General features: G+C 64.2%; 14 protein-coding genes. 2 read left to right on the top strand and 12 right to left on the bottom strand.

From position 1 onward, the window contains the following. Position 1 precedes the first annotated feature (1 nt). The 6 genes from ggt to LOY22_RS01185 form a co-directional block, all read right to left on the bottom strand. The gene (gene ggt / locus LOY22_RS01160) at positions 2-1,690 is read right to left on the bottom strand and encodes a gamma-glutamyltransferase (protein ID WP_213602741.1); all 1,689 of its coding nucleotides are present in this window, start codon (positions 1,688-1,690) and stop codon (positions 2-4) included. Further along, positions 1,690-1,941 (bottom strand): YfhL family 4Fe-4S dicluster ferredoxin, encoded by a 252-nt coding sequence (locus tag LOY22_RS01165; RefSeq protein ID WP_093377271.1) that lies wholly within the window; start codon positions 1,939-1,941, stop codon positions 1,690-1,692. The genes ggt and LOY22_RS01165 overlap by 1 nt, the downstream gene beginning before the upstream one ends. A 108-nt stretch (positions 1,942-2,049) precedes the next feature. Next, a complete protein-coding gene (gene coaD, locus LOY22_RS01170) occupies positions 2,050-2,529 on the bottom strand; it encodes a pantetheine-phosphate adenylyltransferase (protein ID WP_038997673.1) in 480 nt (159 codons plus the stop codon). A 112-nt stretch (positions 2,530-2,641) separates the two neighbouring features. Next, the gene (locus LOY22_RS01175; protein WP_258595867.1) at positions 2,642-4,240 is read right to left on the bottom strand and encodes a GMC family oxidoreductase; all 1,599 of its coding nucleotides are present in this window, start codon (positions 4,238-4,240) and stop codon (positions 2,642-2,644) included. A 27-nt stretch (positions 4,241-4,267) separates the two neighbouring features. Continuing rightward, on the bottom strand, positions 4,268-4,801 hold the full coding sequence (locus LOY22_RS01180; RefSeq protein WP_258595870.1) for a twin-arginine translocation pathway signal protein: 534 nt from the start codon (positions 4,799-4,801) through the stop codon (positions 4,268-4,270). A 25-nt stretch (positions 4,802-4,826) separates the two neighbouring features. Further along, positions 4,827-6,260, bottom strand: coding sequence for a coniferyl aldehyde dehydrogenase (locus LOY22_RS01185; protein WP_213602737.1), 1,434 nt, complete (start codon positions 6,258-6,260; stop codon positions 4,827-4,829). A gap of 150 nt (positions 6,261-6,410) precedes the next feature. Between LOY22_RS01185 and LOY22_RS01190 the strand changes: the two genes are divergently transcribed. Together LOY22_RS01190 and LOY22_RS01195 are read left to right on the top strand one after the other, a co-directional pair. Beyond that, positions 6,411-7,076, top strand: coding sequence for a TetR/AcrR family transcriptional regulator (locus tag LOY22_RS01190; protein ID WP_258595872.1), 666 nt, complete (start codon positions 6,411-6,413; stop codon positions 7,074-7,076). Between the two features lie 39 nt (positions 7,077-7,115). After that, on the top strand, positions 7,116-7,970 hold the full coding sequence (locus LOY22_RS01195; protein ID WP_258595881.1) for a sulfurtransferase: 855 nt from the start codon (positions 7,116-7,118) through the stop codon (positions 7,968-7,970). Positions 7,971-7,983: 13 nt separating this feature from the next. On the opposite strand, the gene LOY22_RS01200 is transcribed toward LOY22_RS01195, so the two are convergent. The 6 genes from LOY22_RS01200 to LOY22_RS01225 all read right to left on the bottom strand — a co-directional run bounded on the left by LOY22_RS01200 (position 7,984) and on the right by LOY22_RS01225 (position 15,341). Next, positions 7,984-8,976, bottom strand: a complete 993-nt coding sequence (locus LOY22_RS01200) for a hydrolase (RefSeq protein ID WP_093377251.1) — start codon at positions 8,974-8,976, stop codon at positions 7,984-7,986. A gap of 66 nt (positions 8,977-9,042) precedes the next feature. Then, on the bottom strand, positions 9,043-10,317 hold the full coding sequence (locus LOY22_RS01205) for a pitrilysin family protein (protein ID WP_258595883.1): 1,275 nt from the start codon (positions 10,315-10,317) through the stop codon (positions 9,043-9,045). Between the two features lie 121 nt (positions 10,318-10,438). Beyond that, positions 10,439-11,788, bottom strand: coding sequence for a pitrilysin family protein (locus tag LOY22_RS01210; protein ID WP_213602729.1), 1,350 nt, complete (start codon positions 11,786-11,788; stop codon positions 10,439-10,441). Between the two features lie 112 nt (positions 11,789-11,900). After that, positions 11,901-12,494, bottom strand: a complete 594-nt coding sequence (gene rsmD / locus LOY22_RS01215; RefSeq protein ID WP_045193976.1) for a 16S rRNA (guanine(966)-N(2))-methyltransferase RsmD — start codon at positions 12,492-12,494, stop codon at positions 11,901-11,903. Continuing rightward, on the bottom strand, positions 12,494-13,993 hold the full coding sequence (locus LOY22_RS01220) for a pitrilysin family protein (protein WP_258595886.1): 1,500 nt from the start codon (positions 13,991-13,993) through the stop codon (positions 12,494-12,496). The genes rsmD and LOY22_RS01220 overlap by 1 nt, the downstream gene beginning before the upstream one ends. After that, positions 13,986-15,341: a pitrilysin family protein gene (locus LOY22_RS01225; protein WP_045193974.1), complete on the bottom strand. Its 1,356-nt coding sequence runs from the start codon at positions 15,339-15,341 to the stop codon at positions 13,986-13,988. Before LOY22_RS01225 ends, LOY22_RS01220 begins: the two co-directional genes overlap by 8 nt. Between the last annotated feature and the right edge of the window lie 90 nt (positions 15,342-15,431).

Below are 15,431 nucleotides of genomic sequence, written 5' to 3' on the forward strand. Positions count from 1 at the left end.
CTCAGCGCGGGCTGAGCACTTGTGCGGCACCCACGCCGCGGGGGTCGCTGGCGGCTTCGAGGGTTTGCCCAGCCTTGTCCCAGTACAGCACTTGCTGATTGCCATAGCTGCGGCCCAGGTCCTTGAGCGGGTAGCCGCGTGCTTGCAGCTCGCGCTGCTGCCCGGTGCTGAAAGCCCCCGGTTCGTGCTCGACCACATCGGGCAGGTACTGGTGGTGATAGCGCGGCACCGCCGGCCATTCGGCCACCGGCCGGCCCTCAAGAAAGCCCATCATCGACAGCAGCACCATGCTCGGAATACGGCTGCCGCCCGGCGTGCCGAAGGCGGCGAACTGGGTCGGGCTCTCGATAAAGCTCGGGCTCATGCTCGACAGCGGCCGTTTGCCGGCGGCCACGGCATTGGCCTGGCTGCCGGCCAGGCCGTAACTGTTGCTGCCACGCGGGTCGGCGGCAAAGTCGTCCATTTCGTTGTTCAACACCACGCCGGTGCCCGGGGCAGTAAACGCGGCGCCGAACGGCAGGTTGACCGACAACGTCGCGGCCACGGCATTGCCGTCAGCGTCGATCACTGCAAAGTGGGTGGTGTGATCGCCCTCGCGCCAGGCCGGGGCGGGCGGCAGGCTGCTGCTGGGCGTGGCCTGGCGGACGTCGATGCTGTCGGCCAGCGACGTCAGGTAATTACGCGCGAGCAGCTGTGGTATCGGATTGCTGACGTAGTCCGGATCGCCGAGCAGGCCGCGGTCACGGTAGGCCCGGCGCAATACTTCCAGTACGTAATGGCTGCGCTGTACAGGCTCGGCGCTCTGCCAGGGCAGGCGCTGCAGCATCGCCAGGCTCTGGGCCAGGGCCACGCCACCGGCCGAGGGCGGTGGGGCGCTGATCAGTTCGCGTTGATTGGCCAGTTGGTAGCGCAGCGGCTCGCGTTTGGCGGTGCGGTAGTTGGCCAGGTCATCCAGGCTCCAGATCCCGCCCGCGGCCTGTACCCCCTGCACCATGGCCTGGGCGGTCGGGCCGGCATAGAAACCGTCGCGGCCCTGGCTGGCGATACGTTCAAGGGTTATGGCCAGTTGCGGTTGGCGGATTTTAGCGCCCAGGGCCGGCACTTCACCGTTGATCAGGAACAGACGGGCGCTTTCTGGATCGTCGCGCAGTGCGCTCAAGCGCATCTGCGCGCGGTCGCGATAGATGCGGTCGACGGCAAAGCCCTGGTTGGCCAGGCGAATAGCCGGGGCCAGGGTACTTTTCAGTGGCAGCTTGCCGTAATGGGCAGCAAGGTCGGCGAGGGCTGCCGGCAAGCCGGGAATCGCCGCCGCCAGCGGGCCATTGATCGACAAGCCCGGCTGGACCTTGCCGTCCTTGAGGTACATGGCTTCGCTGGCCTTGCCAGGTGCGCGCTCGCGGGCATCGATAAAGGCATAGCGGGCGGGTGTGTCGCCCTCGCGCAGCAGGAAGAAGCCGCCGCCGCCCAGGCCTGAACCATAAGGCTCGACCACCGCCAGCGCGGCGCTGACGGCAATGGCGGCGTCAAAGGCGTTACCGCCCTGCTCGAGAATTTCACGTGCGGCGGCAGTCGCGTCGCTATGCGGCGTGGCAATCGCCGCGCGGCCCGGGCCTTGTGCCTGGGCACTGACCATCCCCAGCGCCAGTACGGCGCCAAGGACCAGCGGGGCAAGCCGGGCGACGAACGGCATCAGGCCTTGCCGGTAATTCGGCGGTATTTTTCCATCAGCTGCTCTTCGCTCTCCGGATGCGCTTCATCCAGCGGGATGCAGTCAACCGGGCAGACTTGCTGGCATTGCGGCTCGTCGTAGTGGCCGACGCACTGGGTGCACAGGTTGGGGTCGATCACGTAGATCTCTTCGCCTTGAGAGATCGCAGCGTTCGGGCACTCGGGTTCGCAGACGTCGCAGTTGATGCAATCGTCGGTGATGATCAGGGACATGGGGACTCCGGCCAGGGCTCAGAACCCGGGCATTTGAAAACCAATGGGCACAATTGTGCCGCATTAGCGCCCGCAGTGCACGCGGGCGCCATGGTCAAATCACCGATGTCACTTCTTGAAGCGTTCGGTCAGGGCCTCGGCCACCACCGGGTGGACGAATTTAGTGATGTCACCGCCCAGCGCCGCGATTTCCCGGACCAGGGTCGAGGAAATGAACGAATAGCGCTCTGAAGGGGTGAGGAACAGGCTCTCGACGTCGGGCGCCAGTTGGCGGTTCATGTTCGCCAGCTGGAACTCGTACTCGAAGTCTGAAACAGCCCGCAGGCCGCGCAGGAACACATTGGCCTGCTGTTCCTTGGCGAAATGCGCCAGCAAAGTGGAGAAGCCGATGACTTCGACATTGGGCAGGTGCTTGGTGACCTCGCGAGCCAGTTCCACCCGTTGCTCCAGCGGGAACAGTGGGTTTTTCTTCGGGCTGGCGGCGACCGCAATGATCACCTGGTCGAACAGCCGCGAGGCACGCTCGACCAGATCGCCATGGCCCTTGGTAATAGGGTCGAAAGTACCTGGGTACAACACTCGGTTCATCGCGTCGTCCTGGCAGGAGTGCGTTGGGGAGTCGGATGGTATCGCAGCAGTGGCGGTCGGCCAAGTCGCCCGACCACGCTGAAGGCACTATAGACAGTGCGGCCATTTGTTGTCATCTGCCAGCAATCAGGCGTTCGGCCAGGGCGTCGCTGAGCCGGGCACTGAGGCCATACACCGACAATTGCGGGTTGGCGCCGATGCTGGTGGGGAAGAGCGAGCCGTCGTGAATCGACAGGTTTTCCAGCTGATGGTGCCGGCCCAGGCTGTCGCACACCGCCTGGCGCGGGTCTTCGCCCATGGCGCAGCCGCCCATGACATGGGCGCTGCCCAGGCGGGTACGAAACAGTTCAAGGTTCAGGCCGTCGATCATCTGCCGCGCCTCGGCCAGGTTTTTTGCATGGCGGGCATCGCTGTGCACCGGCATCACGCTGTCGGCGCCAGCGGCGAACTGGATCTCGGCCATGCTCTGGAAAGCCCGGCGCACGCCGTCCCAGGCATAGGCCGACAGCGGGTAGTCGAGCACCGGCGAGCCATCGCCGCGCAACTGCACCTCGCCGCCGACGCTGTCGGGGTGAAAACCGTCACGCAGTAGGGCGAGCATCACGTGGGTGTGCGGCAGTTGCTCCATGCGCAGGGCGTTGTCCTTGCCGAAGCTGCCCAGCAAGGTGCTGGCCAGCGCCGGGTGCAGGGGCGGCACCTCGAGCTTGTAGCCCATCGGCCCGCTGACGCCGTCGCGCCACTGGAAATGGTCGGAGTAGATCGACTGCGGCGCGCCGTAGAACGGATTGACCTTGTCCTTGAACAGCCCGGCGCTGAAGTTGACCAGGTGCAGGAAGGTGCGCTTGCCCAGGCGCTCATGGGGGTCCGGAGCGTCCGAGCGCAGCAGCAGGCCGGGGCTGTTGATGCCGCCACCGGCAAGGATGTAATGCCGGGCCTTGACCCGGATCTGCCGGCCAGTGGGCTCGACGCAGCGCGCGTCCATGGCCACGCATTGCAGGCCGCTGATCTGTTCGCCGTTGTGTTCCAGGCGCTCGGCGCGGGCCAGGTACAGCAGCTCGCCGCCGTGCTCAAGGGTTGCCGGAATGCTGGTGACCAGCATCGACTGCTTGGCGTTGACCGGGCAACCCATGCCGCAATAGCCCAGGTTCCAGCAGCCGCGCACGTTGCGCGGGATCACTTTCCAGCTGTAGCCCAGCGCTTCGCAGCCGCGGCGCAGTGCTTCGTTGTTGGCGTTGGGCGGCATGATCCATGGCTCGATACCCAGGCGCTGTTCCATGCGTGCGAACCAGGGCGCCAATTCGGCGCTGCTCAGGCCTTTTACCCCGTGTTCGCGGGCCCAGTGCTCCAGGGTTGGCGCGGGGGTGCGAAAGCTCGAGGTCCAGTTGATCAGGGTGGTGCCGCCGACTGCGCGGCCTTGCAGGATGGTGATGGCGCCGTCCTTGCTCATGCGCCCGATGCCTTCCTGGTAGAGGCTGGCGTAGGCCTGGTCTTCGAGCATGTGAAAGTCGCTGCTGGTTTTCAGCGGGCCTTCTTCGATCAGCAGTACCTTGAAGCCTGCAGCACTGAGCAGCTCGGCACTGGTGGCGCCGCCGGCGCCGCTGCCGATAATGGCGATGTCGGTTTCAAGGCTCAGGTCCTGGTCCAGGCGCGAGGCATCACGGGTTTTCCAGCCACGGCCAAGGCCGTCGCGAAACAGGTCGGGTACGGGCATGTTCAGCCTCTTGTGGTTATCGGTGGATCAGACCTTGGGTGGCCCTGGGTAGCCGCAATGGGCCCAGGATTGCGGCAGTTCGTACCAGGCCATGTGCAGCAGTTGCAGCAGCGAGGCATGGCCCATGCGCAGCAGGTTCAGCGAGCTGTCCTGCCAGCGCTGCAAAAAGGCTTCGATCTGCACACTGCTGGCGTTGTCCCAACTGCCCCAGATGCCGGTCAACGGCCCGCGGGTGAGCGTCATGGCGAGCACGTCGAACAGTTGCCGGGTCAACTTGAGCATGGCCGGCGACAGCGCGGCGAGCTTGTTGTCCAGCCCGCGCAGCAAGGCTTCGCGGTTGTCCGCCGCCTGGGTGCCAGCCAGGACTACCGGAATCAGCGCGTGGAGGATCGGCAAGTCGTTTTCGCGCAGGGTAATGAAGCCGCTGGCCGGTGTTTGCGCCGAGCAGCCGCTAAGGCTGGCGCCCAACCCGGCGGTGGCGAGGAAGGCGCTGGCGCCGAGGCTGAACTTGAGCAGCCCACGCCGGCTCAGCGCGGGGTTTACAGGCAGGCTTGTGGTCATTGTTATCAGGCCCGAGGGTGGTTTTTCAGCGAATGAACAGTGTGTACACCAGCTTGAGCAGCCCCTTGCCGTAAGGCGGGTAGATCAGCCGCGCGGCGTTGAAACGCTGCTTGGCGAACACCGCCTTGGCCTTGCTGAAGGTCAGGAAACCTTCATGGCCGTGGTAATGGCCCATGCCCGAGGGGCCAATGCCGCCGAACGGCAGGTCGTCCTGGGCGACGTGCAACAGGGTGTCGTTGAGGCACACGCCGCCAGAGTGGGTCTGTTCCAGTACCCGTTGCTGCTCGCTGCGCTCGTAGCCGAAGTAATACAGCGCCAGTGGGCGCGGGCGTTGATTGATGTAGGCCAGCGCCTGGTCGAGGCTGTCGTAGGGCACCAACGGCAGCAGCGGGCCGAAGATTTCGTCCTGCATCACGCGCATGTCGTCGCTGACCCCGAGCAGCAGGTGCGGCGGCAGGCGCCGGCCATGGCGTGGCTCTTGTGGGTACAGGTCGATGATCTCGGCGCCCTTGCTGCGGGCATCCTCGAGATAACTCTCCAGGCGGGCCAGGTGGCGCGGGTTGATGATCGCGCTGTAGTCCGGGTTGTCGGCCAGGGTCGGGTAAAAGCGCCGCACGACGTCGCGGTAGGCCGTGGCGAAGTCCCCCAGGCGATCACGTGGCACCAGCACGTAGTCGGGAGCCACGCAGGTCTGGCCGGCGTTGAGGGTCTTGCCGAAGGCGATGCGTTCGGCGGCGTCGGCCAGCGGCACGCTGGCCGAGACAATGGCCGGCGATTTGCCGCCCAGTTCCAGGGTCACTGGCGTTAGGTTGTGCGCGGCGGCGAGCATCACCTGGCGGCCGACGCTGGTGGCCCCGGTAAACAGCAGGTGATCGAACGGCAGGCGTGAGAAGGCCTGGGCAACGTCGGCCTCACCCAGCACCACGCTGACCAGGTCTTCGGGGAAGATCTTGTCGAGCAGTTGCTGGAGCAACAGGCCGGTCGCCGGGGTTGCTTCGCTGAGCTTGAGCATTACCCGGTTGCCGGCGGCCAGGGCGCAGGTCAGCGGGCCGATGGCAAGAAACAGCGGGTAGTTCCACGGCACGATGATGCCGACCACTCCCAGCGGTTGGTACTGGACCTCGGCGCTGGCCGGCTGGAAGGCCAGGCCGACCTTGCGCCTGGAGGCTTTCATCCACTGCTTGAGGTGCTTTTCGCCATGGCGCAGGCCCTGAATGCTCGGCATCAATTCGGCCAGCAGGGTTTCGTTGGCGCTACGGCCAGAGAAATCCTCGTTGATCGCTGCGATCAACGCGTCCTGTTGCTCCAGCAGGGCTTCGCGCAGGCTTTTCAGCCATTGCCGGCGCTGTGGCGCAGAGGGCAGGGGGTTGCCGGCAAAGGCCTGGCGCTGGGTGGCGAACACCGCGTCAAGGGCGGCGAATTCGGTGGGCGGCAGGGAGCGGGTAGCGTCGGCGAGCATGCGAAACTCCACGGCAAGGCAGGTTTTCTAGAGCATATACTCTAATATGTGCCCGGTGCGACTGTTTTTCACAGCGCCTGCGGGTACATACCGGTGTGGATACACCGTAAGATGGACCTATTCATTCAAGCTCAACGCCTGGAATTGATCATGGCCCCGCGTATCAAGACCCGCGAGCGCATCGTGCAGAACAGCCTGGAGCTGTTCAACCAGCAGGGCGAGCGCAGTGTCAGCACTAACCACATTGCCGCGCACATGGAGATTTCGCCCGGCAACCTGTACTACCACTTCGCCAACAAGCAGGAAATCATCGCCGTGCTCTTCACCCAGTATGAAGAGCTGGTGGAAAGCTTTTTGCGCCCGCCCCAGGGGCGTGTTGCAACAGTCGAAGACAAGCGCTTCTACCTCAAGGCGTTGCTGGCGGCGATGTGGAACTACCGCTTTCTGCACCGCGACCTGGAACACCTGCTCGACAGCGACAAGGAACTGGCCGCCCGTTACCGGCGCTTCTCCCAGCGCTGCCTGCTGCAGGGCCAGGCGATCTACCGCGGCTTTGTCGAGGCCGGCATCGTCGAGATGGACAGCGTGCAGATCGAGTCGCTGACCCTCAATGCCTGGATCGTGCTTACGTCCTGGGTGCGTTTTCTCTGTACCACTCGCGAAAATTCCGCGCAATTGAGTGAAGAAGCCTTCAAGCGCGGTGTCTATCAGGTATTGGTGCTGGAGCTTGGCTTCGTCACCGCCAAGGCGCGCCCCGCCGTCGACGCCTTGTGCCAGGAATTCTACGTTTCGCTTAACCAGGCGCTGGAGCAATAACGCCCGGGCCTTATCCGTTCAATCGTTCAGGAGACTGTCATGCCCCTCGCGCAACTGATCACCGCCCAGCAATTGGCCGAACGCCTGGAGGCGCCGGCGCTGGTGATTCTCGATTGCCGTTTTGCCCTGGAAGACATCGATTATGGTCAGCGCAGTTATGCCGAGGGGCATATTGCCGGGGCGCACTTTGCCGACCTTGAGCGCGACCTCAGCGGGCCGATCATCAAGGGCGTGACCGGCCGCCACCCGTTGCCGGACCCGGAGCGTCTGGTCGAGCGCCTGCGGGACTGGGGCATCGACAACGACAGCGAAATCGTCCTCTACGACGACGGCCCAGGTGCCTTCGCGGCCCGGGCCTGGTGGCTGCTGGCCTGGCTGGGCAAGCGCAGTGGTGTATTCATCCTCGATGGCGGCCTCAAGGCCTGGCACGCGGCCGGGCTGCCGCTGAGCCTTGATCCGCCGGTCAAGCGCGAAGGCAACTTCAGTGGTGAGCCGGACGCCAGCCTGGTGCTGGATGCTGCGCAGTTGGGCGAACGCCTGGGCAAGCCGGAGCTTACGTTGATCGATGCCCGTGGCCTGCCGCGCTTTCGCGGCGAGGTCGAGCCGATCGATCCGGTGGCCGGGCATATTCCCGGTGCACAATGCGCAGCCTTTACCGACAACCTCGGCGCCGACGGGCGGTTTCTGCCGGCCGAGCAGCTCAAGCAGCGCTTTGCCCAGAAGCTGGACAAGCGTTCGCCAGAGCAACTGGTCGCTTACTGCGGGTCGGGGGTGACGGCTTGCCACAACCTGTTTGCCCTGGTGCTGGCGGGGTATCCGCTGGGCAAGCTGTATGCGGGCTCGTGGAGTGAGTGGATTACCGACTCCAAGCGGGCGGTGGCGACTGGCGACTGAAAAGCATCGCGGGTCAGTTTCCAGCCAGCCACTGCGGAATCCGCCGCTCCAGGTAATACCCCGGATTCCGCACGCTGCCATCGACAAACCCTACATGTCCGCCCCGCGCATGCAGCTCAAAGGTGGTCTGTGCCGCCAGTTCATTGGCTGCTGGCAAGCTATGGGCGAACACGAACGGATCATCGCTGGAATGGATGATCAGCGTCGGCGTGCGGTTCTCGCCCAGAAAATACCGGCTGGAAGCACGTCGGTAGTAATCCTTGGCATCGCTAAAGCCATTGAGCGGCGCGGTCACCCGGCCGTCGAAATCCCAGAAGGTGCGCAGGTTTTCCAGCGGCCCCAGGCGCTCCAGCGCGGCCAGCCCTTCGTGGTGGCCGTGATGCTGGAAGTGGCGCTGCTTGTCCTTCACATAAGCGAGCATGGCGCGCATGAAATGCGCCTGGTACACCCGAGAAAAACCCAGGCCGATGCGGTCGGCGCACTGGTCCAGGCGAAACGGCACCGACACCGCCACCGCCGCCTGCAACTGGCTGGCCGAGCCGGCTTCGCCCAGGTGCTTGAGCAGCACATTGCCGCCCAGCGAGTAACCCACGGCGTATAGCGGTGCCTGCGGACGCTGCGCACGCAGGTGGTCAATGGCTTCGGCCAGGTCTTCGCTGGCGCCGGAATGGTAGCTGCGTGGCAGCAGGTTGGGTTCGCCCGAGCAGCCGCGCCAGTTCAGCGCCACGCTGGCCCAGCCACGGTCGGCCAGGGCCTGCTGCATGCCGATGACGTACGGCGAGCTGGACGAGCCGGTGAGCCCGTGCAGCACCAGCACCACCGGGGTTGTCGCTTCATGGGGGCCGTGCCAGTCGAGGTCGAGGAAATCGCCATCAGCCAGCCACAGACGTTCGCGCTGGCGGCTCAGGGCCGCTGACTTGCGCCACAGCGGCCCCCAGAGCGTCTGCATGTGCGGATTGCCCAGCCCCAGGGCGGGTTTGAAGGGGCTGGGGGTTGAGGCAAACATCGTGGCGTACTCGCAGATCTGTTTCAGACAAGTGTATGTCCGGTTACTGGCAGTTGCCCGCACCGATCAGCCGGTTGCAGGCTCGATGTTCGGCAAGGCGTCTTGTTCGACCGTCGGGCCGACACTGATTTGCACCAGCTTGTCGAGCTTCAGGTGTTTTTTCAACGCGACTTTCAGCTGATCCAGGGTCAGCGCCTGGAGCTTGTCGAGAAACGCCTGGCGGTTGTCCAGCGGCAACTGGTTGACCCCGGTGTGGGTCAGGATATCGCTGATCTGCTGGTTGCTCACTGAACCCAACAGGTAGCTGCCGCGCAGCTTGTGCTTCGCGCCTTCAACCTCCTGCGCGGTCGGCCCCTGTGCGGCGTAGTCTGCAAGTAATTGCTCGAGCAACGCCATGCTGGCATCGCGGTACCTGGCCTCGACCGCAGTGGTAAAGGTCCAGAGGCCGCTGGCAGGGTGCTGGATCAGCTTTGATCTGGCGCCATAGGTCAAACCACGTTGGCTGCGCAGTTCATCGAACAGGCGCGAAGTCGCACCGGGGCCGCCCAGAATCAGATTGGCCAGGGTCAGCGCCGGTGCATCGGCATGGTGCACGCTGATGCCGGGTATGGCAAACAACAACAGCGCCTGGCTGCCCGAATGCTCAAGGTGATAGATCTCCGGCTCGAAAGCAGCGGGCACGGGTAAAGGTGAGAGTGCCGGCCCGTCGGGCAGTGCTGACGATACTTCAAGCGCAATGGCTTGAGCCTGCTCAAGCGAAAGGTCACCGACCAGGGTGATCAGTGCATTGCCCGCAGCGAACGCTTGCTGGTGGAACGCGCGGATATCGGCAATGGTCAGCGATTCAATTGCCTGCCTGGTGCCGGTGCTGTTCGTCGCATAGGGGTGATTGGCGTAAGCATGTTGGTAAAGCAGGTCGGTGGCCCTGTAGTTCTGGAACTCCTGGCGTTGTATGAGCTGGCTGGTGAGCTGATCCTTGATCGCCTGCAGCTTGTCATCGGCAAGTTGCGGTTTGCCGAGCACACCTGTCAGCAAGCCGACGGCTTTGCTGCTGTGCTCCTGGCTGCTGAGGCTGCGCAGGGTTACGGCCAGGCTGTCTCGCCCGGCCTGCTTGTGAAACTGTGCGCCGACCGCATCGAAGCCTTCGGCAATCTGCAGGGCATCGTACTGGCCTGCGCCCTCATCGAGCATGCCCAGGGTGAGTTGTGCCAGGCCTGCTGCGCCATCATCGCGGGCGCTGCCGGCAGCGAATACAACCTGCAGGTCAAACATCGGCAAATGGTTGTTCTGCACAAACAACACCTGGCTGCCCTGAGGCGTGTGCCACGATTCGATCGGCAATTGAGGGATGCTTGTCAGGGGGGCGGTGGATTTCAGGGATTGCAGCTCAGCCGCAGCGCTCTGGGCGTATGCAGTGACAGATGCTATCAACAGGACGATCGGTAAAAGGATTCTCCTGAACTTATTCATCATCGGCCTCCTTGGCCTGCAGGTAGGCGACCGTAAGCCGTTCGCGGGTGAAGTAGGTGTTGGCAGCCTGCTGTAGTTGTTCAGGCGTTATTCGCGCCAGGTCGTCGGCATCATTGTCCAGTTGAGCGGCTGGCAAGCCGCTGCCGAGCAGGGCAGCCAAGTCGCCGGCCTGATAGTCGAGGGTGTCGCGGGCGAAGGTGTTTTCTGCCAGCAGCAGTGTTCGCGCCCGGGCAAGTTCGTCAGGTTCGGGAGGGTTTTTTTTCAGTGCCTGCAGTTGTGCCCAGATCGCCGCTTGCAGTTCGTCCAGTGGCCTGGGCTGAACGGTATTGATTGAAGCCTGGATCTCGAACAGGTTATCGCCCCTGGCCACCGGGTCGTAGCTGACTTCAGGGCGTGTCAGCAGAGTTTGCTGGCGCTCCAGCCGGGTGCTGAGGCGGGCGCTCAAGCCTTTGCCCAGCAGGGCCGAAAGCAGGCGCAAGGCATGTACGTCGGTTGCCGACGCTGCGCTGGCATAGGTCGGCACGTTGAAGGCCATGACCAGGGTTGGCGTACTGACATCTTCGTAGACCGTAACCTGACGGGGGCCGGGGGCAGCGGTCTGAAGGGGCTTCTTAATGAACGGCAGGTCTTGGCGGGGGAAACCGGCAAAATACTTTTCAACCTCGCGTTTCACCGCATCACGCTGTACATCGCCAACGATGATCAGCGTGGCATTGTTGGGCGCGTACCAGGTGCGATACCAGGCGCGCAGTTCTTCGTTGTGCATGCGCTGCAGATCGCTCATCCAGCCGATCACCGGGGTGTGATAGCTGCTTTGCGGGTAGGCAATGGCCTGCAGTTGCTCAAAGAGCCTTAGCAATGGATCGCTATCGACATTCTCTCGCCGCTCAGCCTTGACCGCTTCGATCTCGCGAACGAACTCGTGTTCGCTGAGCACTGCGCCTTTGAGCAGATCGGCATTGAGCTCCAGCGCTACAGCCAGCCGATCACTGGGGAGCGTCTGATGATGCACGGTGAAGTCACGGAGGGTGTAGGCGTTGTCCTCGCCGCCCAGGCGTTCGATGATCTGTGAGAGCTGACCCGGGGCGGTCTTGGCACTGCCTCGGTAGAGCAGGTGTTCGAGGGCGTGGGACAAACCGGACTGCCCGGGGTACTCATGGCTCGAACCGACCTTGACCAGCATATGTGTGGTGACCACGGGCGCCCGGCGGTCTTCGCTGATGACTACGTGCAGGCCGTTGTCGAGGGTGAACTCATGGCGAATGGAGGGTTCGGCCAGGGCCTGGCCGGATAGCAGAAACAGGCCGAGCAGGCTGCTCCTGAGGGAGGTGCGTCGATCCATGACAGTGGTCCTTGTGGTTGAAAACAAGGCGCACGATCAAGCAAGCGTAAAGGTGAAAGGCGTTAGATATTTAGCGGGCACGACCCGGCGGCGGCCGGGTCGTGCTGATTGCTCAGCCGCGCTGCCAGAGTGCGTAGTAGACCTGGCCGGCCTTTTTCTCGCGGTGCAGGCGCCAGTTGCCGGGCAACTGCAAGGTCGATGGCGGGGTTTCGCTCTCGGTGTAGATCCAGGCGTTTTCGGCCAGCCACTGACGCTCTTCAAGCAGGGCGCAGGTGGTCGGCAGCAAGCCCTGGTTGAACGGCGGATCGAGGAACACCAGGTCGAAGGCCAGCTTCGGCTCACCCTGCAGGTAGCGCTGGGCGTCGGTCTGGATCACCTGGCCGCGAGGGCAGCGCAGGGTCTCGAGGTTCTGCCGCAGGCTGGCGATGGCCGCCGGGTTGCTGTCCAGGGCCACGGAATCGCCCGCGCCACGGGACAGCGCTTCGAGGTACAGGGCGCCGCTGCCGGTGTAGGCGTCGAGCACCTTGGCTCCTTCGATGTGCGGGGCAAGCCAGTTGAACAGGGTCTCGCGGACCCGGTCCGGGGTTGGGCGCAGGCCCGGCGCGTCAGGGAAGCCCAGGCGCCGGCTGCGCCATTCGCCGGCAATGATGCGCAGCTGGCCCTGGCCGTGGTGCGGCTTGGCCGGTTTTGCGGATGGACTGGCCATTAATGCTCCGGTACGCCAAGCGGTTGCTCGGCGGGTTTGTCAGTGGGCGGCGGCAAGGGTTTTTGCGGCACGCTTGGCCCGGCGGTGACGATAACCATCTTGTCAGCGGCCAGGTGTTTGTTCAGCGCTGCCTTGACCTGTTCAGTGGTCAGTTGCTGGGACTGCTGCATGTAGTCTTCCAGCCAGGTCAGTGGCAGGTTGTAGAAGCCGATGGCACCCAGTTGGCCAACGATGCTGGCGTTGCTGGCATTGGACAGCGGGAAGCTGCCGGCCAGTTCCCGCTTGGCGTCGTCCAGCTCAGCCTGGCTCGGGCCGCTCTTGAGGTAGTCGGCGAGGATGTCCTGGACCAGCTTGAGGGTGCCTTCGCTGAGCTCGGCACGGGTCTGCAGGTTGATCATGAACGGGCCACGCACCTGCATCGGGCTGAACACCGAGTATACGCCGTAGGTCAGGCCGCGTTTCTCGCGCACTTCGCTCATCAGGCGGGTGCCGAAGGTGCCACCCCCGAGGATCTGGTTGCCCAGCGACAACGCCGGGTAGTCCGGATCGTTACGATCAATGCCCAGTTGCGCGAGCATCAGGTGGGTCTGCTTGGACGGGAAGTCAATGTGGGTTGCGCCGGCCTTGGGTTCGCTTGGCTGGGCCACTTTGGCCAGGGCCGGGCCTTTTGGCAGGGCCGAGGACACCTGTGCGGCAATGGCTTCGGCTTCGCTGCGGCTCAGGTCGCCGACCAGGGCGATCACCGTATTGCCAGCGGCATAGGCCTTGGCGTGGAAGGCACGCAGTTGCTCCAGGGTGATCGGCGCAATGCTCTTGGCGGTGCCGTCACTCGGGTGGGCATAGGGGTGGGTGCCGTACAGGCGCTCGAACAGCTCGATGCTGGCCAGCTTGCCGGGGTTCTGCTTCTGGTATTCGAAGCCGGCCTGCATCTGGTTCTTGATGCGCGCCAGGGCGTCCTGCGGGAAGGTCGGCTTGCCGACCACTTCGGCGAACAGCTTGAGCGCAGGTTCGCGCTTGTCGGCCGCGCTCAGGCTGCGCAGCGAGGCCACGGCCATGTCGCGGTAGGCGCCGTTGCCAAAGTCGGCGCCCAGGCCTTCGAAGCCTTCGGCAATGGCGGTGACGTCCTTGCCGGCCACGCCTTCGTTGAGCATGGCGTTGGTCAGGGTCGCCAGCCCCGGGGCATCGCCGTCCTGGCTACTGCCGGCGGCGAAAGTCAGGCGCAGGTCGAACATCGGCAGCTCGCGGGCTTCGACGAACAGCACGCGGGCGCCTTCGGCGGTGTTCCAGGTCTGGATGTTCAGCTGCCGGCGGCTTGGCTCCTTGCCATCCAGCTCGGCCAGCGATTGCAAGGTGTTGGCCGCCTTGGCTTCGGTGACCGCAGCCGGTTGCGCGGCGTTATCCGATTGCGCAGGTTTGGCCAGGAAGAACGCCAGCAGGCCAATCAGCAACAACAGGCCCAGGCCGATCAGGGTATAGCGGAGTGCGCTGCGTTCACTCATGAGCGTTCTCCTCGGGCAGTACATGGGCAACGCTCAGGCGTTCACGGGTGAAATAAGTACGGGCGGCGTTCTGGATGTCGGCCGGGGTCACGCTTTTGAGCTCGTCCAGCTCGCTGTCGATCAGTTTCCACGACAGGCCGACGGTTTCCAGTTGGCCGATGGCGGTGGCCTGGCTGCTGATCGAGTCACGGTCGTAGACCAGCCCGGCGATGACCTGGGCACGTACGCGCTCAAGCTCTTCAGCCGACGGCGGGGTGGTTTTCAGCTCGTCGAGCAGCTTCCAGATACCGGCTTCGACGTCGGCCAGGGTCTTGTGCTTTTGCAGGTTCGGCATGGCCGAGATCACGAACAGGCTGTCGCCGCGGGTGAACGGGTTGTAGCTCGACGACGCCCCGGTGACCAGCTCCTGGCCGCGCTCCAGGCGGCTTGGCAGGCGCGCGCTGTAGCCGCCGTCGAGCAATGCCGAGATCAGCCGCAGGGCGTGCACGCTGCGCGGGTCCTTGGCGGTGGCCAGGCCCGGGGTGTTGAAACCGTAGATCAGGCTCGGCAGCTGGGTTTGCACATGCAGGGTGGTTTCCCGCAGGCCCGGCTCGGCCAGTTCGAGTGGCAGCTTGGCCGGTGGCACCGCGCGTTTCGGGATGGCGCCGAAGAAGCGCTGGGCCAGGCCCTTGACCTCGTCGACGGTGACATCGCCAACCACCACCAGGGTGGCGTTGTTCGGCACGTACCAGGACTCGTACCAGTGGCGCAGTTCCTCGACCTTCATGCGGTCAAGGTCTGCCATCCAGCCGATGGTCGGGGTGCGGTAGCTGCTGGCCGGAAAAGCCATGGCGCTGAACAGCTCGAAGGCCTTGGCGTTGGGCTGGTCGTCGGTGCGCAGGCGGCGCTCTTCCTTGATGACCTCGATCTCGCGGCTGAACTCGTCGGCCGGCAGGCGCAGGCTGGCCATGCGGTCGGCTTCAAGCTCCAGGGCCACCGGCAGGCGGTCGCGGGCCAGTACCTGGTAATAAGCGGTGTAGTCGTCGCTGGTGAAAGCGTTCTCTTCGGCGCCCAGGTCGCGCAGGATGCGCGAGGCTTCGCCAGGGCCGAGCTTCTCGCTGCCTTTGAACATCATGTGTTCCAGGGCATGGGAAAGGCCGGTCTGGCCCGGTGATTCGTAGGTCGAACCGACCTTGTACCAGATCTGCGAGACCACCACCGGCGCCCGGTGGTCCTCGCGCACGACCACTTTCAGGCCGTTGTCGAGAATGAATTCGTGGGTGGGTTGCGTATCGGCGGCGAAGGCCGCGAACGGCAGACAAACTGTGCTGAGCAACAGGCCAGCGGCGCGGCGGGCTAGAGCATTCATACGTTGTTTAACCTGTAGGACTGCCCGCGTGGTCTTAGCGTCGGCGGGCTTGGAGGTGCTAGGATACTGATCCGGTTGCCTGAGGACCAT

This window comes from Pseudomonas sp. B21-035, from assembly GCF_024748945.1.
GTDB lineage: Bacteria > Pseudomonadota > Gammaproteobacteria > Pseudomonadales > Pseudomonadaceae > Aquipseudomonas.